Consider the following 23,783-nt stretch of genomic DNA (forward strand, 5'->3'; position numbering starts at 1 on the left):
CAGAACCTCGGAGCGATCCGAGGTTTTTGTTTATTCCGAAATGATCTTCACCCGCTGGCCCGGCTGAATGGTGGCCGTGGCGCTCATGGCATTGATCATGCGGAACATGTCGAGCTTCCGGTCGGTTCCCATCATCCGCGCTGCCATCGTCGCCACGGTTTCACCGGGCTTCACCGTCACCACCCGCACCCTGAGCGGTTTCAGCGAGGCGATTTCCTGCGGCGTCATCTTGCGGAAGCTGGTGCGCAATGTATTGGCGATGGAATCAAGCTGCGTATTGCCCTTCGGCACGGCGGTCAGGAAACGGAATATCTGCTGGCCGACACGAATGACGGTCACGTCGAAGTCCCATTTATCCGCACTTGCCCGGGCCGTCGCGGCCTCCAGACCATTGATCTGGGTTTCCTTGACGGTTTCCGGCAACAGGCCGGCAACCCAGCCGCTGGTCAGGTAATTGGCAAGGCTCGTCTGTTTCGGATCGGCGACACCGTCAAAACGGATGGCCATATCGCCCGGTCCCGTCGCCAGAACGGCCTCAACCTTGTTGTCGATAAGGAAACCTTCCGGCACATCGAAACGAATGCCGAGCGTTCCGTGCAGGAATGTCTGGCCGCGGACATAACCTTCCTGCGGGCTATCGCCATAAAGCAGACCATCTATGCCATCCAGAAACCAGTCGCGACCACGATCGCCGACCTGGCCGTCCTGGCCGAAGGCGCGGGCATGACGGCGCGCAAGCTCGATGCGCTGCGGCGTGTTGGGGTGGCTGGAAAGGAAGTCAAGGCTCTGGTCGTTTTCGGGATCAGCCGAAGAGAACCGCGCATAGGCCGCCATGGAATCCAGAAAACGTGGCGAGGCAAAGGGGTCGTAACCGGCCTCGCCCAGCATCCGCACGCCGATCACATCCGCCTGCAATTCCTGCTGGCGCGAAAAGGCCGCAAGCCGCAGCTTGCCACGCGCAAGCGCCTGCTTGCCGGCGAGATCGCTCGACAGCACTTCGGCAACCACGCGGCTGGCAATCACCTCCGCCTCTTCGCGGCGCTGGCGTTCGATGCCATGATTGGCGGTGACATGGCCCATCTCATGCGAAAGCACGGCGGCCACTTCCGAAGCATCGTTGGCAAGCGCCAGAAGCCCGCGCGTCACGTAAAGATATCCGCCCGGCAGCGCAAAGGCGTTGATGGCCGGCGAGTTGAGAATAGTGATGCGGTAAGACTGTTGCGGATTTTCCGAAACGGCGGTCAGAGCGCCGGCGATACGCGCGACAAGCCGTTCCGTCTTGGCGTCGCGGTACTCACCGCCATAACTCGCCACGATGCGCGGATGCTCGCGAGCGCCCATCTGGGCGCGGGGATCATTCTTCTGTACCTCTTCCACGGTCTGCGGATTATCCGATGGGCGCAGGGTGGACTGGTAGGCCGGGCTGAAGAGAGACTGGCACGACGACAGGAACACCGCAGACGCGGTCAGCACGGAACAGGCTGCAGCCATCCTGCCCGAACGGCGAAGGCCTGAACGGGAGAAGAGCCTCCACTGTGCAGTCATGCTATTTCTCATTCTCTATGCCTGCCCCTAACGTTCCTGATCATCCGTTAATTGCAGACCAGAATAACAGATTCGCCCCAACGGGCGATGAATGCCGAAACGGTAAAAACGATCCATCAAGTCCGGATTATTCCTGAAGAACGCAATAATTCCCATCTTTTCTCGGGCAACAACTTGAAACTGGCAAGTGCAAATTAGCGCCATTGAAGTCATCTAAAGCGATTGCCAGCGGCACACGTCGAAAATAAGGCGATCACCCGTTCAGAAAACTGTCCACCGCCTTCACATTTTGTGTGGCGAAGAAATCTGCGGTCGAGCCGACATAGACAACCCGGCCGCGATCAAGAAAAACCACCTGCTGCGCCAGCTTCTTTATGTCTTCGGGATGGTGGGTGACAATAATCACCGTGTTTTTTGTTTCTCCATGCAAGTCGAGAAGCAGGGAGGTCATACCCGCCCGCAGTCCCGGATCGAGTGCCGCAAAAGGCTCGTCGAGCAGCATGACCGGTTTTTTCCTGACCAGCGCACGCGCCAGCGCCGCTCTCTGCCTTTCTCCCCCGGAAAGCGTGCCCGGCAAACGTTTGTCGAAACCCGCCAGACCAACACGTGCAAGCGCCATCTCAATCCGTTCCCGGTCTTCCACCCGCAATTTCAGCCCGGGGCTGACACCGAGAGCGACATTGGTGAAGATATCGAGATGCGCAAACAGATTATTATCCTGAAAGATCGATGAGACCGGTCTTTCCGAAGGATCGAGCGCCGTCATGTCATGCCCGCCGATCATCACGCGGCCGGAATCCGGCGCCTCGAAACCGGCGACGAGGTTGAGAAGCGTCGACTTGCCCGAACCGGACGCGCCGACGACGGCGGTTATTCGGCTCTGCGGGAATGTGCAATCGAGGTCGAAATCCTGTGTTCCAAGCCGCAGCCTGACCTTGTCCAGTTCAACGGCAAAATCATCGCCTGTCATATGCTCGCCCTTGCTGATTGGGATTGCCGTGCGACACCGCCTGCGGCAAGCAGCAGGCAGATGATACCGAGAAGGAAGGCATAACCGGCGGCGTCATTGGTACGATAGCTGCCCATATTGCTGTAAACCAGCCATGGCAGGGTGACGAAACTTTCCGACCCGAACAGGGCAACCGCGCCTAAATCGCCGAGAGACAGGGCCATGGCGAAGGAAAACGCCATGGCCAGCGGCCGCCACAGAACCGGAAGATCGGCGAACCGCAGCCGCGTCAGGCCCTGAAGCCCGAGACTGGCGGAAAGTCGGCCGGTGCGCAAAAAATGACTGGTACAGGCCGGCTCCAGCACGCGCATGGCAAGCGGCAAAGCCATCAGCATATTGATGAGCGCCACGAGGACCGGCGCATAGAAGCTGACATCGCCGAAAACCCGCAATAACAGGAACCACCCGCTTCCCAATACGACAGGCGGCACCAAAAGCACCAGCGAAGACCCTGCCCCCAGCATGGCGGAGAGGAAGCGCAGGGGTTGCCCTGCCTGCCGTCTGGAGCCTATCGCCTGGCGTGCGCCGATGATCGCCATGCAGCAAAGCACGACAAGGGCTGCGGAGAGTGCGGCGATTGCAAGACTGGTCACCGCCGCGCGCAGGAAAATCGGCGCGGACAGAAGACGCGGCAGATCGGCCCTCAAACCCGAGACTGCTATGGCGACAAGTGGCAGGCCGATCAGCAGAACAGCGAACACGATTGCCGCGCCATCCCAGAGGCGGACACCCATGCCCTTTCCGTCGAAACGGCGAAGGGAACGACCAAGCGAGGGAATTTCCGCTTCGGGCGACGGCAAAAAGGCAAGAAGGCCGAGCAGGATTGCGGTGAGGGCAATTTGCAAAACCGAAAGCGCAATCGCCCGCTGCGGATCGAAATCGAACCGCAGCGCCTGATAGATCGCCACCTCCAGCGTCGTTGCCGCCGGCCCGCCGCCCAACAGAAGAACGAGCGTGAAGCTGGTGGCGCACAGCATGAAGACAAGCCCGGCAATGCCGGGAACGAGACGCGCGACCGCCGGCCATTCGATAAACCGAAAAATCGAAACCGGCCCCATGCCGAGGCTCGCGGCCATGCGCCAATATTCGCCCGGAATGCGCTCCAGCCCTGCCAGCATCAGCCGCACCGAAAGCGGCAGATTGAAAAACACATGGGCAATAAGAATACCAGACAGGCCGTAAATGCTGAAAGGCTCATCCGCCCCGGCAAAAACGAGTGCCGAATTCAAAACGCCCTGCCTGCCCCAGATGGTAATGATACCGAAGGCGCCGACGATCACCGGCAAACCCATCGGCACCGCCATCAGTCTGATGATCCAGATCCTTCCTGGAAACTCGCGCCGACGGCAAAGCGCCAGCGCCACCGGCAGGCCGAGAACAATGGAAAGAAGGGTGGAAAGCGTTGCCTGATAAAGCGTGAAACGCAGGATGCGCAGCGTATAGGCATCCATGATGCCGGCAGCGGACGCGCCGGCATCAAAAGACAGGAGAGCCGCAACCGCGAGCGCCATGAACAGGAAAACGGCGGCAAAGGCCGCCGTTCCGAAAATGATCGACCGCCGGTAATCGCGACGCAGCATCATGCGCGGGTGTGCCTCTTCCTCAATTCATGCTCATGGCGGCAAGCCATTCATCGATCCATGCCTTGCGGTTCTTCGCCACCTCTTCCGGATCCATCAGGAAAGTCTTCTGCGGCACCACGAGTTTCGAAAACGCCTCCGGCAAGGGCTTCGAGGTCGCCGCAACCGGCATCATCCAGTTGTTTTCCGGAATGGCATCCTGAAAACCGGATGTCAGCGTGAAAGCGAGGAACTGCTTTGCCAGTTCCTTGTGCGGCGCGTTTTTGAGGAGACCGGAAACCTCGATCTGGATGTAATGTCCTTCGGAAAAGGCGGCGGCCTTATAACGATCCGTTTTTTCAGCGACCATGTGATAGGCGGGCGAGGTGGTGTAGGAGAGCACCATCGGCACCTCACCCTTGGTGAAGAGGCCATAGGATTCCGACCAGCCCGGCGTAACGGTGAGAATGCGCTTCCTGAGCTTTTCCCAGGCCTCCGGGGCCTTGTCGCCGTAGACCGATTTCACCCATAGCAGCAGGCCAAGCCCCGGCGTGGAGGTACGCGGATCCTGAATGACGATTTTCTGCGAGGGGTCACCTTCCACGAGGTCTTTCAGGCTCGTCGGCGGGCTTTTCACCGTCTGCGTATCATAAATGACAGCGAAATGACCGTAATCATAGGGAATGAAAACATCGTCCGTGTAGCCGCCCGGCACCTTGGCCGCCGATGCATCGATGCCGCTGACATCGAACAAACCGGTCTGTTTTGCTTCCGCGACAAGATTGGTGTCGAGGCCAAGCACGACATCCGCCTTGGACCCCGCCCCTTCAAGCTTCAGACGATTGAGCAGCGCCACGCCATCGGCCACGCCGACGAAATTGAGCGTGCAATTGCAAACCTTCTCGAAGGCCTCCTTCACCTTGGGACCGGGACCCCATTCGGAAACGAAGCTTTCATAGGTGTAGACGATCAGTTCCTGTCTATCCTGTGCAACGGCAAGGCCGGGCAGAAACAGCGAGGCGGCAACGAGGGTATTCAGGAAAAGACGACGGCGCACGGGTATCTCCTCAAAAAAACGATAGGGAAATAGCCGCCTGCGTTAAAGCCGTCTAATCCCTCCGCCGGTATGAACCGGATCAGGTTCTTCGGGTTGGCAAGCCTCTCAGCCTTTCGCACCCAAGCGCAAAAGACACCCCGTTAGATCAAGATGATGGTGTAGTCCCGCCGTCCCTGATTGGCAAGATGGCCGAGATCAGCCCTGTTCCGTCATATGCACCAGTTCCCAGACGTGCCCGTCGGGATCCTGAAAGCTGCCGGCATACATGAAGCCATGGTCCTGAACAGGCTTCCAGCCGCTGCCGCCGGAGGCAAGCGCCGTGGCGATCATCCGGTCGATTTCTTCCCTGCTTCCGGCGGAAAGACAGGTCAGAACCTCGGTGGTTCGCGTCGCGTCGGCAATGTCGCCGTTGATGAAATCGCGGAAACGTCCCTCTTGGAGAAGCATCACGAAGATATTCTCTTCCACGATCATGCAGAGCGTGCGGTCATCCGAATATTCCGGGTTGAAGCTGAAACCGAGAGCAGTGAAGAAGTTTCTTGATGTCTCGATATTCTTGACCGGCAGATTGACGAAAATCATGCGCATTTTCACAACTCCTCCAAACGAACGCCGGCATAGAACGGCAATTCTGCTTTTCTGTCAAAGGCCGAAGGAGGACCGGTCAAACGGGGAACTGATTGCCTTCAGCCCTCCAGTTCCTCGCGCAGCATTTCCAGTTCCAGCCATTCTTCTTCCATGGCCTCCAGCTTGTAGCGCAGCTTCGACATTTCCTGCGCCAGCGTGTTGAAGGCCGCCGGGTCCTTTGTGAAAAGTTCCGGATCGGCCATACGCTGCTCGCGTTTTGCGATTTCGCTTTGCGCCTTTTCCATCTCCTTCGGAAGGTTTTCGAGCGCGAATTTCTGCTTGAAGGAAAGCTTGCCCTTGGCCTTTGAAGGATCCTGCGATGCAGAGGCCGAAGGTGCGGCTTTCGCCTTTTCCTGTTTCTCAGCCTTGCGTTTTTCTTCCGCCGCACCCTTGCGCTGCGCCATCATGTCCGAATAGCCACCGGCATATTCGATCCATCGTCCGTCCGGTTCGTCCGGATTGACGGGCGCGATGGTGGAGGTGACGGTGCGGTCGAGAAAATCGCGGTCGTGGCTGACGAGGATAACGGTGCCGGAAAAGCCCGCAACGATTTCCTGCAACAGATCGAGCGTTTCGATATCGAGATCGTTGGTCGGCTCGTCGAGGATCAGAAGATTGGTCGGCCGGGCCAGAATGCGCGCCAGAATAAGGCGCGCGCGCTCGCCGCCGGAAAGGTTACGGATCGGCGTGCGGGCCTGTTCCGGCTGGAACAGAAAATCCTTCATATAACCGGTCACATGCTTCAATTCGCCGTTGACCAGCAGATTTTCACCGCGGCCATCGGTCAGATAATGCGCGAGCGTATCGTTGGGATTGAGATCCTCGCGCTTCTGGTCGAGCGTCGCAATCGCCAGATTGGTGCCGAGCTTCACCGTGCCGCTATCGGGCTGCAGCTGGCCGGTGAGCATCTTCAGAAGCGTGGTTTTACCGGCGCCATTCGGGCCAACGAAACCGATGCAATCGCCGCGATGGACGCGCAGCGAAAACGGCGCGACGATCACGCGCTCGCCATAAGCCTTGGTGATGGCCTCGGCTTCGATAACGAGCTTGCCGGATTCACGCCCTTCGGTAACGGTCGCCTGCACCGTGCCCTGCGGCCCCTTGTGGCCGCGATATTCCGCACGCATGGCCTGAAGCTCGCCGACGCGGCGCATGTTGCGCTTGCGCCTTGCGGTCACGCCATAACGCATCCAGTGTTCTTCACGCTCGATGGCCTTGCCGAGCTTGTGCTGTTCCAGTTCTTCCTCTTCCAGCACCTTGTCGCGCCATTCCTCGAAATGGGCAAAACCGCGATTGAGACGACGGGACTGGCCACGATCCAGCCAGACGGTCGAGGTCGAGACCTTTTCGAGAAAACGCCGGTCATGCGAAATCAGCACCAGCGCGCTGCGCGTCTGCTGCAGCTCGCTTTCAAGCCATTCGATGGTGGGCAGATCGAGATGGTTGGTCGGTTCGTCCAGCATCAGGATATCGGGCTCAGGCGCCATGACGCGGGCAAGGGCCGCACGTCGCGCTTCACCGCCGGAAAGGCTCGCCGGATGTTCCTGCCCGGTGAGGCCGAGATGCTCAAGAAGATAGGTGACGCGATAGGGATCGTCACCGGGGCCGAGCCCCGCTTCGGCATAGGCCTGAACCGTGTCGTAACCGGCAAAATCCGGAGCCTGCTCCAGATAACGGATGGTGGCGGCCGGATGCCGGAAAACCTCGCCCGACTGCGCCTCGACCAGACCCGCGGCGATCTTCATCAGGGTGGACTTGCCGGAACCGTTGCGTCCGACGAGGCAGATGCGGTCGCCCGGTTCCACCTGGAGATTGGCGCCGTCGAGCAGCGGGGTCACGCCGAAGGTCAGCTTGATGTCATCGAGTTTCAAAATTGGGGGTGCCAAGGGGTCAGGCTCCGGTCAGATCATAAGGGCGGGCGAGCACGATGGCTTTTCCGCTTTTCAGCGAGAAATGCACGGGGCCGCCATTCGCGACATTGGAAATAGTGCGGGACGAACCGAAAGCAAGCGCAAAATCCTTCAACGGATAACGCACATTGCCGATATCGAGCCCCTCAAGGGCGGTAAATCCGGCAACCGAAAACAGCGAGGCGGGCGGCAGATCGATATCGAGCGAACCGGCAAGCAGCGGCCGCGCCTCTTCTTCACCGGAGGTCAGCGTAACGTCGATACCACGTTCGGCAAGCGCCACCGCGTAAAGGAGGTGTTGTAGCGCATGGTCGCTTCTCGCGCCGCCAAGCGCACCGACAAGCACAAGCGAATGCGCGCCACGGGAGAGAGCTTCCGATACCGCGATCTCGCCATCCGTCACCGCCTTTGCGGCCGGGTATGGCTGCCGCGCCACATCGGGCCAGGCCTCCAGCAACTCTTTGCTGGCGGAATCGAAATCCCCGACCCACAATTCCGGCGCAAGGCCAAGCGGCCCCGCATGGCGCATGCCGCCATCGGCCGCAATCACACGGCTATCCGCGACCGCTGACTTCAGACGATCGGTCACCGTGACATCGCCGCCAAGCAGAATGGTGAAGCGCTCTTTATCCATGCCCTGCCTTATCGCACCTCGGCCAAAAATGGAAAGCGGAAACCCGATGAAATCGGCCTATATTGATTTTCGCCGGCTTCGGGATTATGAAACGCCTCAGTGGTGATTTGCCGACCGGCTTGCAGCCACTTTAAAGAAGTCGCTAAAGGGTCGAGGAAAAGGGCAATTTCCTGGGACCGGTCGCGATTTCGCTGCCGGTTTTTTTGTTTTCGCAACGTTCTTTACGTGATCCGGAAAAGAGAGTTCGACATGCCGATAAAGATTCCCGATACGCTTCCCGCTTTTGAGACCCTCGTTCATGAGGGCGTGCGGGTCATGACCGAAACGGCGGCCATCCGGCAGGATATCCGCCCGCTCCAGATCGGGCTTCTCAACCTCATGCCGAACAAGATCAAAACGGAAATCCAGATGGCGCGCCTCGTCGGCGCCTCGCCGCTGCAGGTAGAGCTGTCGCTGGTGCGGATCGGCGGCCATCGCGCCAAGAACACGCCGGAAGAACATCTCCTGTCCTTCTACGAGACGTGGGAGGAAGTGCGCCACCGCAAGTTTGACGGTTTCATCATTACCGGCGCGCCCGTGGAAACGCTGGCCTATGAAGACGTGACCTACTGGAACGAAATGCGACAAATTTTCGAATGGACGCAGACCAACGTTCATTCGACGCTGAATGTCTGCTGGGGCGCGATGGCCGCCATCTATCATTTCCACGGCGTGCCGAAGCACGAGTTGAAGGAAAAGGCTTTCGGGGTCTATCGTCACCGCAATCTCTGCCCCTCATCGATCTATCTGAACGGCTTTTCGGATGATTTCCAGGTCCCGGTCTCGCGCTGGACGGAAGTACGCCGCGCCGATATCGAAAAACATCCGAAACTCGAAATCCTGATGGAATCCGAGGAAATGGGCGTTTGTCTGGTGCATGAGAAAGAGGGCAACCGGCTCTATATGTTCAACCATGTCGAATATGATTCGACATCGCTTTCCGACGAATATTTCCGTGACGCGAATGCCGGCGTGCCCATCAAGCTGCCGCATGATTATTTTCCGCACAACGACCCGGCGCTTGCCCCGCTCAACCGCTGGCGCAGCCATGCCCACCTGTTTTTCGGCAACTGGATCAACGAGATATACCAGACGACACCTTATGATCTCGAATCCATTGGCAAACTCGCCGCGTAAAGCGCGTCGCGTTTTATCGAACGCATGCGACGCGCTTTCGTTTTTGTTTTAAGCATGTCTTTGTCCCAAAACCGCGGCGCACTTTTGGGAGACATGCTTTGAATTGCGGGATTGCGAATTGCCGGGAAATGACGCAACGTCCGCCCGGCAATTCGCAACATCAGGGAGAATAACGATGAGCGACGCGGCGGCTCGAGAGAATTTCGGTTTCACGGCGACCGGCGAAAAAGTCGAACGCGTCACCATCTCGAAAGGCGGTTTGACGGCCAAGGTCATCACCTGGGGCGCCGTCATTCAGGATCTGCGCCTTGAAGGCCACCAGCCGCCGCTCGTCCTCGGCTTCGACAAGTTCGAGGACTACAAATATTCCTCCTATTTCGGCGCCACGCCCGGCCGCAACGCCAACCGTATCGGCGACGGGCGGTTCTCGATCGACGGGCACGAATACCAGCTGGAGCTCAATGAAAAGGGCGTAACCCACCTGCATGGCGGCGGCGACGGCATGGGCAAGCGCAACTGGATGCTGATGGAACATGGCGAAAGCCACGCGGTTCTGCAGATCATCGATCCCGATGGCCGCGCCGGTTATCCCGGCAATTGCACGGTCACGGCCACCTATACGATCCTCGACGGCGGCGTACTTTCGGTGGTCTATGAAACGGTGACCGACAAGCCGACCATCGCCAATGTCTGCCAGCATTCCTATTTCAATCTCGATGGCGCAGACACCGCGCTTGGGCATGAGATCAGCATCGCGGCTGATTTTTACCTGCCCACCAATGAAAAGCAGATACCGACGGGCGAAATCCGCTCCGTCGAAGGCACCGTCTTCGACCTGCGCCACCCGACACCGATGCGGCGCAAGGAGAATGGCGAGCAGGTTCTCTACGACCACAATTTCTGCCTGTCGCCCGAGCGCCGCGCAAAACGCAAGGTCGCCCGCGCCTATTCGCCGGCCTCCGATATCGCCCTTGAGGTTCACACCACCGAGCCCGGTGTGCAGTTTTATTCGGCCTTCAAACTGGACGTTCCGGTTCCCGGCCTCGATGGCCGTCACTACGGCCCCTTTGCCGGTTTCTGCCTGGAAACGCAGATTTGGCCGGACGCCGTCAACCACCCGGATTTTCCGCACGCCATCCTGCGGCCGGGTGAAACCCTGCGTCAGGAAACCGACTATATTTTCAAGAAGGGCTGACGCGGCGCGCCGGGGTCAATCCAGCACGCAGCCGACATAGCCGCCGGAGGCACGCGCGCGCCGCTCGATAAGGCCGGCAAGCCGTTGCAGCCCGCGTCCCGGCTTGCTGGCGACGCGGTCTATGGGATTAGGCAGCGAAACCGCCAGCAGCGCCGCCTGACGGGAGCTCAGTTTTGCGGCCGGCACCTTGAAATGGTGCTGGGCGGCAGCCTCGATTCCATAGATGCCCGGCCCCCATTCGGCAACGTTGAGATAAATCTCCATCATCCGTTTTTTCGACCAGACGAAATCGGCGGCAATTGCCAGCGGCAACTCCAGCCCTTTGCGCAGGAAGGAGCGGCCGTTCCATAAAAACAGGTTCTTGGCCGTCTGCATCGGAATGGTGCTGGCGCCACGCGTCGCGGCCCCGTCGAGCGCATTGCTGACCACGGACTGCATCTGGTTCCAGTCCACGCCGCCATGGAAACAGAATTGCCCGTCCTCGGACATCATAACGGATTGCACAAGGCGCGGCGAAATATCCTCGAGCGGCACCCAGCGCCGGTCATATCCCTGCAGGGTCACCAGATCGGCGAGCATCAGCGTCGAGACCGGCCGGATAAACGGCAGCGCATAAACCGGAATCAGCAGATAGGGCAGGATCAGCAAAGCCAGCAAGGTCATGACGATACGCTTTGCCAACGTGCGAAAATCCACCTTCGGACTGCTCCGGTCTTCCGCCAGTACGGCGTAATCTGCGTCGCTTTCAGGCGTACTGCTCAATATTCGTCAAAGCCCCGCACCAATTGAAGCCTTTCATAGTCCATTGCCGCCTTCAAGGCGAGTCCGCTCAAATAGTTGCACCTCTGGAATCACGAAAAGGTTTGCCTGCATTCGCGCGGCATGCCAAAGAGCGCGGCATGGACGCTGCGATGACAAATTTCGAAACGAAGCTGCGCGAAAACGCGGCAAAAACCGAAGCCCTGCTTGGTCGCCTGCTTTCCGGCGAAGCCCGCGCGGATGAGATCACGCGCCCGCAAAACCTGCTCGACGCCATGCGCCATGGCGTGTTGAACGGCGGTAAACGCCTGCGACCCTTCCTCGTCATCGAAAGTGCCGCCCTTGCGGGCGGGAATGCCGAAGCCGCCCTTTATGTTGGCGCGGCATTGGAATGCCTCCATTGTTATTCGCTTGTTCATGACGATCTGCCGGCCATGGACGACGACGACCTGCGCCGCGGCCAGCCGACCGTGCATCGCAAATTCGATGAGGCGACAGCAATTCTCGCCGGCGACAGCCTGCTGACGCTTGCCTTCGATATCATCGCATCGGACGAAAATCCGCTTGCGGCCGAGCGCAAGGCCGCGCTCGTACTTTCGCTTGCCCGCGCGGCGGGCATCGGCGGTATGGCCGGCGGCCAGGCGCTCGATCTCGCTGCGGAGAAAAAAGCACCTGATGAAGCCGGTGTCATTACATTGCAGGCTATGAAAACCGGTGCACTGCTGCGTTTTGCCTGCGAGGCAGGCGCAATCATCGCCGGCAGCGATGTTTCCGAAAGGCAAAGGCTGCGTCTCTTCGGCGAAAAGATCGGCCTCGCCTTCCAGCTTGCCGACGACCTTCTGGATTTGACGGCCGATGCCGCCACCATGGGCAAAGCAACCGGCAAGGACGCCGCGCGCGGCAAGGGAACGCTCGTGGCGCTGCGCGGCGAGGACTGGGCGCGCAACCAGCTGCGGGAGCAAGTGGCGGAAGCCAGCGAACTGCTGGCCCCTTATGGCGAAAAGGCCGCGATTCTCATCGCGGCCGCCAGATTCATCGCTGAACGAAAAAGCTGAGCGGCTTCCACTCAGCTTTTCATCACCAAATCAGCCCTTGAGCGGCGAAATCAGCACTTCGACGCGACGGTTCTGGGCGCGGCCATCCGGCGTTGCATTCGAAGCGATCGGCTGCGACGGGCCGAAGCCGAGCGTCGAAATACGGCGCTGGTCAACGCCACGCGCGCCTAGATAATTGGCGACCGATGCGGCACGACGCTCCGAAAGGCCCTGATTGTAACCGGCGCTGCCGGTCGAATCGGTATGGCCGTTGATGTCGATCAGCGTGCGGTTGAACTTGTTCAGCACGATGGCGACGGAATCGAGCGTCTGATAGAATGGCGGGATGACCTGATCCTGGTCCGTCGCGAAGGTGATGTTCGACGGCATGTTGAGAACGATGCTGTCGCCACGGCGGGTAACCGAAACGCCGGTTCCCTGAAGCTGGGCGCGAAGCTCGGCTTCCTGGCCATCCATGTAATTACCGATGGCGCCGCCGGCGAGCGCGCCGATGCCCGCACCGATAAGCGCGGCATTACGGCGACCGGTCGGCGAACCGCCGACAGCCAGACCGCCCAGAGCACCGACCACGGCGCCGATGCCGGCGCCGCCCGCCGTGTTCGACATCTTCTGCTCACCCGTATACGGATCGGTGGTGGTGCAGGCGGAAAGATAGGTCCCGCAAAGGGCGACGATCGCGATTTTTTTGATCATGTGTTTTGATGCTCCGAGAGGTTCAGGAGGTATGACAGTGGAATTCCGGCCTTTTCACGGTACTCTTTACTCCGCCGCATCTTTCCGGCCAAAACGCTTTTCGATGTAATCGATCACAAGCGCTTCAAAATCGGCGGCGATATTGGGACCACGCAGGGTCAGCGCTTTTTCACCGTCGATAAAGACGGGCGCTGCCGGGCTTTCGCCGGTTCCGGGCAGGGAAATGCCGATATCGGCATGTTTGCTTTCACCGGGGCCGTTGACGATACAGCCCATGACGGCAACGTTGAGCGCCTCGACACCCGGATATTTCTCACGCCAGATCGGCATGTTCTTGCGAATATCGTTCTGGATGTTCTGGGCAAGTTCCTGAAAGACGGTGGACGTGGTGCGCCCGCAGCCGGGACATGCCGCAACGACCGGAATGAACTGACGGAAACCCATAACCTGCAGCAATTCCTGCGCCACCTGCACTTCGCGGGTGCGGTCACCATTCGGCTCGGGCGTCAGCGAAACGCGGATGGTATCGCCAATGCCGTGTTGCAAGACGTAACCCATGGCGGCGGACGAGGCGACGATGCCCTTGGAGCCCATGCCCGCCTCGGTGAGGCCGAGATGCAGGGCGTGGTCGGAGCGTTCCGACAGCATGGAATAGACGGCGATCAAGTCCTGCACCTGGCTGACCTTGGCAGACAGGATGATGCGGTTGCGCGGCAGGCCGATCTCTTCGGCAAGCTCGGCGGAAATCAGCGCCGACTGAACAATGGCCTCACGCGTGACCTGACGGGCGGAGAGAGGGAAACCCTGCTCCTTGTTCTTGTCCATCAGCGTCGTCAGAAGTTCCTGATCGAGCGACCCCCAGTTGACGCCGATTCGCACCGGCTTGTCGTAGCGGATCGCCATTTCGACGATCTCGCCGAATTGCTTGTCCTTCTTGTCCTTGAAGCCGACATTGCCCGGATTGATGCGGTATTTCGCCAGCGCTTCGGCGCAGGCCGGATGATCGGCCAGAAGCTTGTGGCCGATATAATGGAAATCGCCGACAAGCGGCACATCAAGCCCAAGCCGCAGCAACCGCTCGCGGATTTTCGGCACGGCGGCCGCACTCTCGTCGCGGTCGACGGTGATGCGCACGATTTCCGAACCGGCCCGGAACAACGCCGCCACCTGTTGCACGGTGGCGTCGATATCCGCCGTATCGGTGTTGGTCATCGACTGCACGACGACGGGCGCGCCGCCACCGACGATGACACCGCCCACGTCTACGGCGACGGATGCGCGGCGGGGCTTGGGATCGTAATCGGCATGTGACGTCATGGCGGTCTCTGGAGCTTGCGGCAAGGTCTGGCAATTGAGGTGAAACAGGCAAGCCTGCTTGTCAACACCCAACGCATGAGAGCTTCTACTTTACCGCAATCATGGCAAAATTCGAGACGCCTATTCCTTGCCCGCGCCATCCGCATGGCGGGCGAGCCGCGACAGTAACAGAACCACCACATGCAAGAGCGGCAGGGCGATGAAGACGCTGGCAAGACCGGTATGCTCGGCAATAAAGCCGATGGCCGATGGCGCCACCAGAATACCGGAATAGCCCATGGTGGTGACCACCGAGAGACCAATGCCGGGCGCCAGTCCCGGCATGTTGCCGGCGGCGGAAAAGGCAATGGGCACCATGTTGGAAATGCCGACGCCGGCAATCGCGAAGCCGATGATCGCGATAGTGGAATTTCCCGCAAGACCGGCAATGAGAAGACCGATAATCGACATGGCCGAACAGAAGCGCAGGGTCGTCACGGCGCCGAAGCGGTCACGCACCAGATCGCCGGCAAACCGCATGGCCGCCATGGTCAGGGAGAAGGCCGCGAAAGCGAAACCGGACTGCGATACCGAAGCACCGAGTTCATTGCGCAGATAAAGCGCGCCCCAGTCGAGGATAGCGCCTTCAGGAATCATCGAGAACAGCGCCATCAGGCCGATGATCCACGGCAGCGGCGTCAGCGGCAGGCCGCCTTTCGGGCGCTCTTCCTCCGGATGCGGACGATCCGCAAGGACGCGCGGCCACGCGATGACCAGCAGCACGAGTGCGATGACCGTCAGCGCAATGGCATGTCCCTGCACACCGATGGCCGTGATGAGATAACCGCCAAGACCGGCGCCAATCAGGCCGCCAAGGCTCCAGAAGGCGTGGCACGACGACATGATGGCGCGGCGCATATCCCGTTCTACCGCTACCGCATTGGCGTTCATGGCTACATCCATCGCCCCCGTCAGCCCGCCGAACAAGAACACCGCAATCACCCCGGCCCACACCGTGCCCGCCCAGGAAATGAAAAGCAGGGTCGGCAAAAAGATCGCCGCAGTGACGAGGCTGACCGTACGTGAGCCGAAACGGGCGATCTGCGAACCGGCAATCGGCATGAAAACCAGCGAACCGATACCGAAGACCAGAATGATCAGGCCGAGCGCGCTCTCACTGAGGGACAGGCGCGCCGCAAATTCCGGAATCTTGGGCGCCCATGACCCCATCATGAAACCGTTCATCAAGAACAGCAGGGAAACGCCCAGCCTGTGCCGCGTCAGATAGGACGAGCGTATGCCTGTCGGCGAAAATGTCGTGGGGCCATTCATCGGCAATATCCTTCAGACTTGACCATGAGAAAACTGAACGGCGTCATCTTCGCCGCAATAAACCTGTACGCCCTTTGCCGACAGCGCCTCGACGAATGCACGGTCGGCATCCTGTTCCAGCACGAGGGAAAGAGGTGGAGAAAAATCATGCACATGGAAAGCTGCCCTGTGGCCGAGCTTTTCCGTGGTGATGGCGGCGACAATCCGCTGGCTGGCGCTGCAGGCAAGCCGCTTGAACACCGCATCCTCGAAAACATCCGCCGACAGACCCGTTTCGGCCGCAACGCCGCAGACACCGAGAATGCAGAGATCGGGCCGCATCAGTTCGAGCTGCCGAAGCGCCATGGCGTCGATCGCAGCACCTACGGCCGGGTCGACCTTGCCGCCGATCAGCACCAGATCGATATCGGCCCGGCCCGTCAGTTCAGCGGCAATGGCGGGCGTATTCGTCACGACCGTCAGGTTGAGCCCGGCGGGAAGCGCCCTTGCAATGGCGAGATTGGTGGAACCGGCATCGATGAAGACTACCATGCCCGGCTCGAGAAGCGGAACAACGGCACGCGCCAGCAGGGCCTTGCGGTCGGCATCCTCGGCAATGCGCGTCTTCAGCGGCACCGTTTTGCTGTCGGAAAGCAACGCCCCGCCATAAACCCGCAGGCATTCTCCCCGGGCTGCCATCTCACGCAGGTCGCGGCGCACGGTGTCTTCGGAAACGCCGAAATTCTGCGCGAGATCCTGCGCCAGCACCCGGCCGCTTTGCCGCAACTGCGCAAGGATGAGCGCCTGCCGCTCGCTGACAAAATGATCGCTCATCGAAACTCATGCATAAACAGGAATAAACGTGCACGAACATGCATATTCGAGTTTTTACGGCTGCGCAACAAAAAACGCCCGCCGGAGAGGCGGGCGTCTGACACTGCATCAATGATTGGATACGGCTTTATTCTCCGTAAGCGATCAGCAGATCCTTCGCATCAATCTGGTCGCCGGGGCGCACCAGAACTTCTGCGATCTTGCCGTCGCGTTCGGCGTGAAGCGCGGTTTCCATCTTCATGGCTTCGATGGAAAGCAGCACATCGCCGGCCTTGACCTCCTGGCCCTGGTTGACGAAGACGCGGCTGATCACACCCGGCATCGGCGCGCCGATATGGACGGCATTGCCGGGTTCGGCCTTGCGGCGCACGGCGGAGCCGGAAGCGCCATGGGCACGATCCGGCACCTTGATGCGGCGGGGCTGGCCGTTGATCTCGAAGAACACCGTCACCATGCCCTTGTCATCCGTGCCGGACGAGGCCTGATTGACGATGACCAGCGTCTTGCCGCGTTCGATATCGGCAAACAGTTCTTCGCCATCCTCCATGCCGTAGAAATAGGCATGGGTGGGCAGCACTGACACAGGGCCATAGGTCTCGGCTGTCAGCGCGAAATCCGTGAACACCTTCGGATACATCAGATAGGACGCGAACTCGAAATCGTCGACCTTGCGCTCCAGCTTGGTCTCGATAACTTTCCGTTCGGCATCGAGATCAGCATCTTCCAGCAGCGAACCCGGACGAACCGTATAGGGCGCTTCGCCCTTCAGCGCCTTTTTCTGCAGGGCTGCCGGCCAGCCGCCGGGCGACTGTCCAAGATCGCCCTTCAGCATCGACACCACCGATTCCGGGAAAGACACTTCACGATCAGGGTTTTCAACGTCGGCGACCGTCAGATCCTGACTGACCATCATCAGCGCCATATCACCGACGACCTTGGAGGACGGCGTCACCTTGACGATATCGCCGAACATGCGGTTGGCGTCTGCATAGGCCTGCGCCACCTCGTGCCAGCGGCTTTCGAGACCCAGCGAACGCGCCTGTTCCTTGAGGTTGGTGAACTGGCCGCCCGGCATTTCATGCAGATAGACTTCCGAGGCCGGTCCCTTGAGATCGCTCTCGAAGGCGGCATACTGGTTGCGCACAGCCTCCCAATAGAAGGAAATGCGGCGGATCCATTCGGTATCGAGACCCGTATCGCGTTCCGAACCCGCCAGCGCCTCGACGATCGAGCCGAGGCATGGCTGCGACGTATTGCCGGAGAAGGCATCCATTGCGGCATCGACGGCATCGACACCGGCATCCACGGCCGCAAGAACGGTCGCGGCGGAAATGCCCGAGGTATCGTGGGTGTGGAAATGGATCGGCAAACCGGTCGCCTCACGCAGCGCCTTGAACAGAACCTTGGCGGCAGCCGGCTTTAACAGGCCCGCCATGTCCTTGACGGCGATGATATGCGCGCCTGCCTTTTCAAGCTCGGCGGCAAGGCCGGTATAATATTTGAGATCGTATTTCGGACGAGCCGAATTCAACAGATCGCCGGTATAGCAGATGGTCGCCTCGCAGAGCTTGTTCTCCTCGGCAATCGCATCCATCGAGACGCGCATATTCTCCACCCAGTTCAGGCAGTCGAAGACGCGGAAAAGATCGACCCCGCCCCTTGCGGCCTGACGGACGAAGTATTTCACGACGTTGTCAGGATAGTTCTTGTATCCGACGCCGTTCGCGCCGCGCAGAAGCATCTGCAGCAGCAGGTTCGGCGCGCCTTCGCGGATCAGCGCAAGACGCTCCCATGGGTCTTCCGTCAGGAAGCGCATGGAAACGTCGAACGTCGCCCCGCCCCAGCATTCCAGCGAGAGAAGCTGCGGCAGCGCCTTGGCGTAAACGCTGGCGACACGGGCGATATCATGGGTGCGAACGCGGGTGGCCAGCAGCGACTGGTGCCCGTCGCGCATGGTCGTATCGGTAACCAGAACGCGTTTTTCATTGCGCATCCAGTCCGCAAAGCCCTTCGGGCCAAGCCTGTCCAGCAACTGCTTGGTGCCATCGGGCGTCGGCGCATCGATATAAGGAACGACGGGTTTTGCCGCCTTTTCCGACGGCCTGGCGCGACCCTTGGTTTCCGGGTGGCCGTTGACGGTCACGTCGGCAAGATAGGTTAGGAGCTTGGTGGCACGGTCCTGACGCTTGACCTGCGCAAACAGTTCCGGCGTCGAATCGATGAAGCGGGTCGTATAGGTGTTGTTGCGGAAACTGTCGTGACCGATGATGGCTTCGAGGAAGGTGAGGTTCGTTGCCACGCCGCGAATACGGAATTCGCGCAGCGCGCGGTCCATGCGGTTGATCGCCTCATCCGGTTGCGGCGCCCAGGCCGTTACCTTGACGAGCAGCGGATCGTAATAGCGGGTGATGACAGCGCCGGTATAGGAAGTACCGCCATCCAGACGGATGCCGAAGCCAGAGGCGGAACGGTAGGCGGTGATACGGCCGTAATCCGGAATGAAGTTATGTTCCGGGTCTTCAGTGGTGATACGGCACTGCAGCGCATGGCCGTTGAGACGGATATCCTCCTGGCGCGGCACGCCGGATTCCGCGCTGCCGATGGCGGCGCCTTCGAGAATATGGATCTGCGCCTTGACGATATCGATACCGGTCACGACTTCGGTGACGGTATGCTCCACCTGGATGCGCGGATTGACCTCGATGAAGTAGAATTTGCCGGTATCGGCATCCATCAGATATTCGACCGTGCCGGCGCCGATATAGCTGGTCGCGGCGGCGATCTTCAGGGAGTAGGCAGCAAGTTCCTGACGCTGCGCTTCGGTGAGATAAGGCGCGGGCGCACGCTCGACCACCTTTTGATTGCGGCGCTGGATCGAACAATCACGCTCGAACAGATGCACGACATTGCCATGCGTATCGCCGAGAATCTGGCTTTCGACGTGGCGAGCACGCTCGACCAGCTTTTCCAGATAGACCTCGTCCTTGCCGAAGGCGGCCTTCGCCTCGCGCTTGGCTTCCGTCACCTCACGGGCAAGGTCCTCTCGTCTGCGGATGGCGCGCATGCCGCGTCCGCCGCCGCCCCAGGAAGCTTTCAGCATGACCGGATAGCCGATTTCCTCGGCCATGCGCTCCACTTCCGCCATATCGTCGGGCAGCGGATCGGTAGCGGGAACAACGGGGACGTTGACCGAGATCGCCAGATTGCGCGCAGCCACCTTGTTGCCGAGCTGGCGCATGGTTTCCGCCGTCGGTCCGATGAAGGTGATGCCGGCCTTGTTGCAGGCCTCCACGAATTCGGGGCTTTCAGACAGAAGACCGTAACCGGGATGGATCGCGTCCGCTCCGGAAAGCTTGGCTACGCGAATGACCTCCTCGATCGAAAGATAGCTCTCGATCGGTCCCATATCCTTGGCGAGATGCGGCCCCCTGCCGACCTGATAGGATTCGTCCGCCTTGAAGCGGTGCAAAGACAGCTTGTCCTCTTCCGCCCAAATCGCAACGGTTTTAATCCCAAGCTCGTTCGCTGCCCGGAAAACACGGATCGCAATTTCGGATCGGTTGGCAACAAGTATTTTCGATATTTTCAAGACGGTCTCCCCACACGCCAAAACAAAATTTCTGCTGCACTGCGGAATTAAGCAGCAAAACCCGGTCTTGGAAAGGGCAATTCCGGCGAGAACTGTCCTGTTTGCGCTAGCTCAGCAAACCATGACGAAAAGCAAGTGCCACTGTATGCTGCCGGTTCTTTGCGCTGAAACGGCGCTGAATTCCGTTGATATACCAATCGACCGTGTGGTTGGAGATCGATAGTTGGCGTCCAATTTCGGTGGAGGTCATGCCGTCCGCCATCAGCGTCAGCACCTCCATTTCGCGCCTCGTAAGCTCGAGAGCGGAAACGTCAGGAGCATTGCTGAAGCCGTGGGACTGACCGGAAAGATCGAGCAGGCGCCAGAACACGGCACGCGTAGCCGCATCCAGAAGTTCCACCTGCAAAGAGGGCAATTGCCGATCCTGACCGCCAATGAAGACCGCACCGATGAAGCCCGCGCGGCCATGCACGGGAAAGGCGTAACCACCCTGCAGACCGTACCGGCCGGCATCGTGGAAAAAGACGCTCGCCCTTTTGCGATGCATCGCACGTGGCAGGCCGTCCAGCGCTTCCTTCCACTGAAACGGCTTGTGCACCATGCCGATCACCTTTCGGACGGGATCGACGAGATTGTATTTCTTGGCCCTGTAGACCTCCAGCCAGCCTTCGGGCAGATGTTGCGCAAGGATGTGTCCGGTGGAGGCGAGCTCCCCGGTCATCCGCCTGCTGACAAGAAAATAGTCGAAACCGTATTCGCGAATGAGCGTGGCAAATTCGGAACGAACGCGGTCGGCGCTTCCCGTCTGGTAACACGCAGAGATGAAGTGAAGAATATCATGCATAAAGACACGGGGTCCGGAGCTTGGCTTGAAGGGAATGACACGAAGGACGTGGTCCCGCGATGACGTCATGTTACTCGGGCGCCGGTCGGTTGAGATTGAACATATCGTCGTTAGCAATCCCTGAAACGAAGATGCGAAATCTTGTGACGGCAGTCCCCGGGAAACATCGGGTTCGGTTTTTTTCGGTTCGCAGGCGCGGTCAATCTGTTAAGCCGCCATTCAGACAGAAAGAGCGATAATTACACAAATTTCGCCGTCTCATGCAACCTTGCTAAAATAACTTGCCTTGAGACCGAACAAACAACCGCTCGAAAAAGACGCTCGGACTGGATTGAAAATTTGACCTTGTTTCAGGTTTACACACGCGCTCTGCGCTATCTGACCGTACATAAATGGCGGGTGACGGTGGTCGTCATCGCCAACGTCATTCTTGCAGCGATCACCATCGCCGAGCCTGTGCTATTCGGCCGGATCATCGACGCCATCTCTTCCGGCACCAATGTCACGCCCATTCTCATTCTTTGGGCGGGTTTCGGTGTCTTCAACACTGTCGCTTATGTGGCTGTCGCCCGCGAGGCGGACCGGCTGGCCCATGGCCGGCGCGCTTCGCTGCTGACAGAAGCCTTCGGGCGCATCATCTCGATGCCTCTTTCCTGGCATCATCAGCGCGGCACGTCCAATGCCCTGCACACGCTGCTGCGCGCCAGCGAAACGCTGTTCGGCCTCTGGCTCGAATTCATGCGCACGCATCTGGCCACCTTCGTCGCACTGGTGCTGCTTGTGCCGACCGCCATTTCCATGGACCTGCGCCTCAGCTTCGTGCTGATCGGCCTCGGTATCGTCTACTGGTTCATCGGCAAGTGGGTGATGGGCCGAACCAAGGACGGCCAGGCTTCGGTCGAAGAACACTATCATAGCGTTTTTGCCCATGTCAGCGATTCCATCAGCAACGTCTCGGTGCTGCACAGCTACAACCGCATCGAGGCCGAAACGAAGGCGCTGAAATCTTTCACGGAAAAGCTGCTGAGCGCGCAATATCCGGTGCTCGACTGGTGGGCCTTCGCCAGTGCTTTGAACCGCACGGCTTCCACCGTTTCGATGATGATCATCCTCGTCATCGGCACCGTGCTGGTGAAGAACGGCGAGTTGCGCGTTGGCGATGTCATCGCCTTCATCGGTTTCGCCAATCTCCTGATCGGCCGTCTGGACCAGATGCGCCAATTCGTGACGCAGATTTTCGAAGCCCGCGCCAAGCTTGAGGATTTCTTCGTGCTGGAAGATTCCGTCAAGGAACGGGAAGAGCCGGGCGATGCGCGCGAATTGTCGAATGTCTCCGGCACCGTGGAGTTCCGCAACATCAATTTCGGTTTCGCCAACACCAAGCAGGGCGTTCACGACGTTTCGTTCACGGCCAAGGCCGGCGAGACAGTTGCGATCGTCGGACCGACAGGTGCCGGCAAGACCACGCTCATCAATCTCCTGCAGCGGGTCTACGATCCCGATTCCGGCCAGATTCTGATCGATGGGACCGATATTTCGACGGTGACGAAAAATTCGCTCCGCAACTCCATCGCCACGGTGTTTCAGGATGCCGGCCTGCTGAACCGCTCCATTCGCGAAAACATCCGCCTCGGCCGTGAATCGGCCACCGATGCGGAAGTGGTGGAAGCCGCGGCAGCCGCAGCGGCGACGGATTTCATCGACAGCCGCATCAACGGCTATCTGACCCAGGTGGGTGAACGCGGCAACCGCCTGTCCGGCGGCGAACGCCAGCGCATCGCCATTGCCCGCGCCATACTGAAGAACGCTCCCATTCTGGTTCTGGATGAAGCGACCAGTGCGCTGGATGTGGAAACGGAAGCTCGGGTGAAGGCCGCTGTCGACGCGCTGAGAAAGAACCGCACGACCTTTATCATCGCCCACCGCCTTTCCACGGTCCGCGATGCCGATCTCGTCCTCTTCCTCGATCAGGGCCGGATCATCGAAAAGGGCACCTTCGATGAGCTGAGCCAGCGCGGCGGACGCTTTACCTCGCTGCTGCGCACCAGCGGCCTGCTGACGGAAGACGAAAACCAGCAGCCCCGGCCAAAGGCCATTGCCTCCTGAGGGTCTGGCTGACGGAATGAACGCAGGGCGGACAGCATGTTGTCCGCCCTTTTTCTTTGCCCGTTTCCCGACGGCCCTGCCAGATCACAGGTCGTCTATCGAAGAATTCCGGTCAGGGAACTTGCCAGCCAGAAATCGATCTGCCCGAAGGGGAGGACATTTCCCAGAAAGGCGACAATACCTGCTCCGAGATTGGTCAGGAAAACTCCGAGCACCACGCCAAGCATTATTCCGACGCTCGTTTTCCGTGGGTAGCGCGCCAACCAGCAGGACAACGCCAGGGAAAGAATGGCGAGCAACGCCAACAGTGCAAGTTCTGTGAAAGATGCGCTGAATCGCAAGATAACTCCCTTCCGATCGACCGATTATTCGCGACTGTTGCTTTTCTCGAAAAGATTGACGAGACAGTCCGCACCGGACGATCCGGCACCGCGCCATCAAAACCCTCGCCAATATGACCCTATCTCGGTGCTGCGGAAGCTTCCAGCCGACGCTGCGAAGGAGCCCCGGTCGTGCCATGATCCGACCCATAGACTGAGTCGGAGGCCAGGGTAGCCCCCATAAAAATTCAGGCCCCCGCGTTA

19 protein-coding genes and 2 riboswitches are annotated in these 23,783 nt (G+C 59.6%); of the genes, 4 read left to right on the top strand and 15 right to left on the bottom strand.

The genetic code is table 11. From position 1 onward, the window contains the following. Positions 1 to 30: 30 nt before the first annotated feature. The 7 genes from RAC79_RS05435 to RAC79_RS05465 form a co-directional block, all read right to left on the bottom strand. Entirely contained in the window at positions 31 to 1,491 is a 1,461-nt protein-coding gene (locus tag RAC79_RS05435; RefSeq protein ID WP_161987793.1) for a M48 family metalloprotease, read from the bottom strand. Between the two features lie 307 nt (positions 1,492 to 1,798). Then, positions 1,799 to 2,515, bottom strand: a complete 717-nt coding sequence (locus RAC79_RS05440; RefSeq protein ID WP_080856862.1) for an ATP-binding cassette domain-containing protein — start codon at positions 2,513 to 2,515, stop codon at positions 1,799 to 1,801. Further along, a complete protein-coding gene (thiP, locus tag RAC79_RS05445) occupies positions 2,512 to 4,137 on the bottom strand; it encodes a thiamine/thiamine pyrophosphate ABC transporter permease ThiP (RefSeq protein ID WP_174039730.1) in 1,626 nt (541 codons plus the stop codon). The genes RAC79_RS05440 and thiP overlap by 4 nt, the downstream gene beginning before the upstream one ends. 19 nt (positions 4,138 to 4,156) lie before the next feature. After that, positions 4,157 to 5,170, bottom strand: a complete 1,014-nt coding sequence (thiB, locus tag RAC79_RS05450; RefSeq protein ID WP_174039731.1) for a thiamine ABC transporter substrate binding subunit — start codon at positions 5,168 to 5,170, stop codon at positions 4,157 to 4,159. A gap of 39 nt (positions 5,171 to 5,209) precedes the next feature. Then, positions 5,210 to 5,320: riboswitch (TPP riboswitch) on the bottom strand. 45 nt (positions 5,321 to 5,365) lie between these two features. After that, a complete protein-coding gene (locus RAC79_RS05455) occupies positions 5,366 to 5,758 on the bottom strand; it encodes a VOC family protein (RefSeq protein ID WP_003520331.1) in 393 nt (130 codons plus the stop codon). A gap of 98 nt (positions 5,759 to 5,856) precedes the next feature. Next, the gene (locus tag RAC79_RS05460; protein ID WP_174039732.1) at positions 5,857 to 7,683 is read right to left on the bottom strand and encodes an ABC-F family ATP-binding cassette domain-containing protein; all 1,827 of its coding nucleotides are present in this window, start codon (positions 7,681 to 7,683) and stop codon (positions 5,857 to 5,859) included. Between the two features lie 4 nt (positions 7,684 to 7,687). Continuing rightward, positions 7,688 to 8,341, bottom strand: coding sequence for a thiamine diphosphokinase (locus RAC79_RS05465; protein ID WP_174039733.1), 654 nt, complete (start codon positions 8,339 to 8,341; stop codon positions 7,688 to 7,690). Between the two features lie 89 nt (positions 8,342 to 8,430). Continuing rightward, positions 8,431 to 8,507: riboswitch (SAM riboswitch) on the top strand. 83 nt (positions 8,508 to 8,590) lie between these two features. Between RAC79_RS05465 and metA the strand changes: the two genes are divergently transcribed. Beyond that, the gene (gene metA, locus RAC79_RS05470) at positions 8,591 to 9,517 is read left to right on the top strand and encodes a homoserine O-succinyltransferase (protein ID WP_078052334.1); all 927 of its coding nucleotides are present in this window, start codon (positions 8,591 to 8,593) and stop codon (positions 9,515 to 9,517) included. Between the two features lie 175 nt (positions 9,518 to 9,692). After that, a complete protein-coding gene (locus RAC79_RS05475; RefSeq protein WP_174039734.1) occupies positions 9,693 to 10,712 on the top strand; it encodes an aldose epimerase family protein in 1,020 nt (339 codons plus the stop codon). A 15-nt stretch (positions 10,713 to 10,727) separates the two neighbouring features. On the opposite strand, the gene mtgA is transcribed toward RAC79_RS05475, so the two are convergent. Next, positions 10,728 to 11,375, bottom strand: coding sequence for a monofunctional biosynthetic peptidoglycan transglycosylase (gene mtgA / locus RAC79_RS05480; protein WP_211393980.1), 648 nt, complete (start codon positions 11,373 to 11,375; stop codon positions 10,728 to 10,730). Between the two features lie 236 nt (positions 11,376 to 11,611). Here mtgA and RAC79_RS05485 point away from each other — a divergent pair, with 236 nt between their 5' ends. Next, a complete protein-coding gene (locus RAC79_RS05485; RefSeq protein WP_174036586.1) occupies positions 11,612 to 12,526 on the top strand; it encodes a polyprenyl synthetase family protein in 915 nt (304 codons plus the stop codon). 30 nt (positions 12,527 to 12,556) lie between these two features. On the opposite strand, the gene RAC79_RS05490 is transcribed toward RAC79_RS05485, so the two are convergent. The 6 genes from RAC79_RS05490 to RAC79_RS05515 form a co-directional block, all read right to left on the bottom strand. Further along, positions 12,557 to 13,219 carry an OmpA family protein gene (locus tag RAC79_RS05490; protein ID WP_003520323.1) on the bottom strand — a complete coding sequence of 221 codons (663 nt, stop codon included), beginning with the start codon at positions 13,217 to 13,219 and terminating at the stop codon, positions 12,557 to 12,559. Positions 13,220 to 13,285: 66 nt separating this feature from the next. Beyond that, on the bottom strand, positions 13,286 to 14,536 hold the full coding sequence (gene ispG / locus RAC79_RS05495; RefSeq protein WP_020010805.1) for a flavodoxin-dependent (E)-4-hydroxy-3-methylbut-2-enyl-diphosphate synthase: 1,251 nt from the start codon (positions 14,534 to 14,536) through the stop codon (positions 13,286 to 13,288). Positions 14,537 to 14,656: 120 nt separating this feature from the next. Beyond that, complete coding sequence (locus RAC79_RS05500; RefSeq protein ID WP_078052330.1) at positions 14,657 to 15,847, bottom strand: MFS transporter; 1,191 nt, start codon at positions 15,845 to 15,847, stop codon at positions 14,657 to 14,659. Between the two features lie 12 nt (positions 15,848 to 15,859). Beyond that, positions 15,860 to 16,660, bottom strand: a complete 801-nt coding sequence (locus tag RAC79_RS05505) for a DeoR/GlpR family DNA-binding transcription regulator (protein ID WP_142844408.1) — start codon at positions 16,658 to 16,660, stop codon at positions 15,860 to 15,862. A 127-nt stretch (positions 16,661 to 16,787) separates the two neighbouring features. After that, positions 16,788 to 20,249 (bottom strand): pyruvate carboxylase, encoded by a 3,462-nt coding sequence (gene pyc / locus RAC79_RS05510; RefSeq protein WP_174039735.1) that lies wholly within the window; start codon positions 20,247 to 20,249, stop codon positions 16,788 to 16,790. 106 nt (positions 20,250 to 20,355) lie between these two features. Next, complete coding sequence (locus RAC79_RS05515) at positions 20,356 to 21,093, bottom strand: LuxR family transcriptional regulator (RefSeq protein WP_065656899.1); 738 nt, start codon at positions 21,091 to 21,093, stop codon at positions 20,356 to 20,358. Between the two features lie 339 nt (positions 21,094 to 21,432). Here RAC79_RS05515 and RAC79_RS05520 point away from each other — a divergent pair, with 339 nt between their 5' ends. Further along, a complete protein-coding gene (locus RAC79_RS05520) occupies positions 21,433 to 23,199 on the top strand; it encodes a glucan ABC transporter ATP-binding protein/ permease (RefSeq protein WP_338810960.1) in 1,767 nt (588 codons plus the stop codon). A gap of 95 nt (positions 23,200 to 23,294) precedes the next feature. On the opposite strand, the gene RAC79_RS05525 is transcribed toward RAC79_RS05520, so the two are convergent. Continuing rightward, positions 23,295 to 23,540, bottom strand: a complete 246-nt coding sequence (locus RAC79_RS05525) for a hypothetical protein (protein WP_174039737.1) — start codon at positions 23,538 to 23,540, stop codon at positions 23,295 to 23,297. Positions 23,541 to 23,783 lie beyond the last annotated feature (243 nt).

This window comes from Agrobacterium sp. LR_9 (genome assembly GCF_041954855.1).
GTDB lineage: Bacteria > Pseudomonadota > Alphaproteobacteria > Rhizobiales > Rhizobiaceae > Agrobacterium > Agrobacterium leguminum.

Bases quoted from the DNA above. Each gene is read 5' to 3' on its own strand.
- RAC79_RS05500 (WP_078052330.1), bottom strand. From the start codon at position 15,847: ATGAATGGCCCCACGACATTTTCGCCGACAGGCATACGCTCGTCCTAT.
- RAC79_RS05465 (WP_174039733.1), bottom strand. From the start codon at position 8,341: ATGGATAAAGAGCGCTTCACCATTCTGCTTGGCGGCGATGTCACGGTG.
- RAC79_RS05505 (WP_142844408.1), bottom strand. From the start codon at position 16,660: ATGAGCGATCATTTTGTCAGCGAGCGGCAGGCGCTCATCCTTGCGCAG.
- RAC79_RS05455 (WP_003520331.1), bottom strand. From the start codon at position 5,758: ATGCGCATGATTTTCGTCAATCTGCCGGTCAAGAATATCGAGACATCA.
- RAC79_RS05490 (WP_003520323.1), bottom strand. From the start codon at position 13,219: ATGATCAAAAAAATCGCGATCGTCGCCCTTTGCGGGACCTATCTTTCC.
- mtgA (WP_211393980.1), bottom strand. From the start codon at position 11,375: ATGACCTTGCTGGCTTTGCTGATCCTGCCCTATCTGCTGATTCCGGTT.
- RAC79_RS05475 (WP_174039734.1), top strand. From the start codon at position 9,693: ATGAGCGACGCGGCGGCTCGAGAGAATTTCGGTTTCACGGCGACCGGC.
- RAC79_RS05515 (WP_065656899.1), bottom strand. From the start codon at position 21,093: ATGCATGATATTCTTCACTTCATCTCTGCGTGTTACCAGACGGGAAGC.
- RAC79_RS05440 (WP_080856862.1), bottom strand. From the start codon at position 2,515: ATGACAGGCGATGATTTTGCCGTTGAACTGGACAAGGTCAGGCTGCGG.
- ispG (WP_020010805.1), bottom strand. From the start codon at position 14,536: ATGACGTCACATGCCGATTACGATCCCAAGCCCCGCCGCGCATCCGTC.
- thiP (WP_174039730.1), bottom strand. From the start codon at position 4,137: ATGATGCTGCGTCGCGATTACCGGCGGTCGATCATTTTCGGAACGGCG.
- metA (WP_078052334.1), top strand. From the start codon at position 8,591: ATGCCGATAAAGATTCCCGATACGCTTCCCGCTTTTGAGACCCTCGTT.
- RAC79_RS05485 (WP_174036586.1), top strand. From the start codon at position 11,612: ATGGACGCTGCGATGACAAATTTCGAAACGAAGCTGCGCGAAAACGCG.
- RAC79_RS05435 (WP_161987793.1), bottom strand. From the start codon at position 1,491: ATGGCTGCAGCCTGTTCCGTGCTGACCGCGTCTGCGGTGTTCCTGTCG.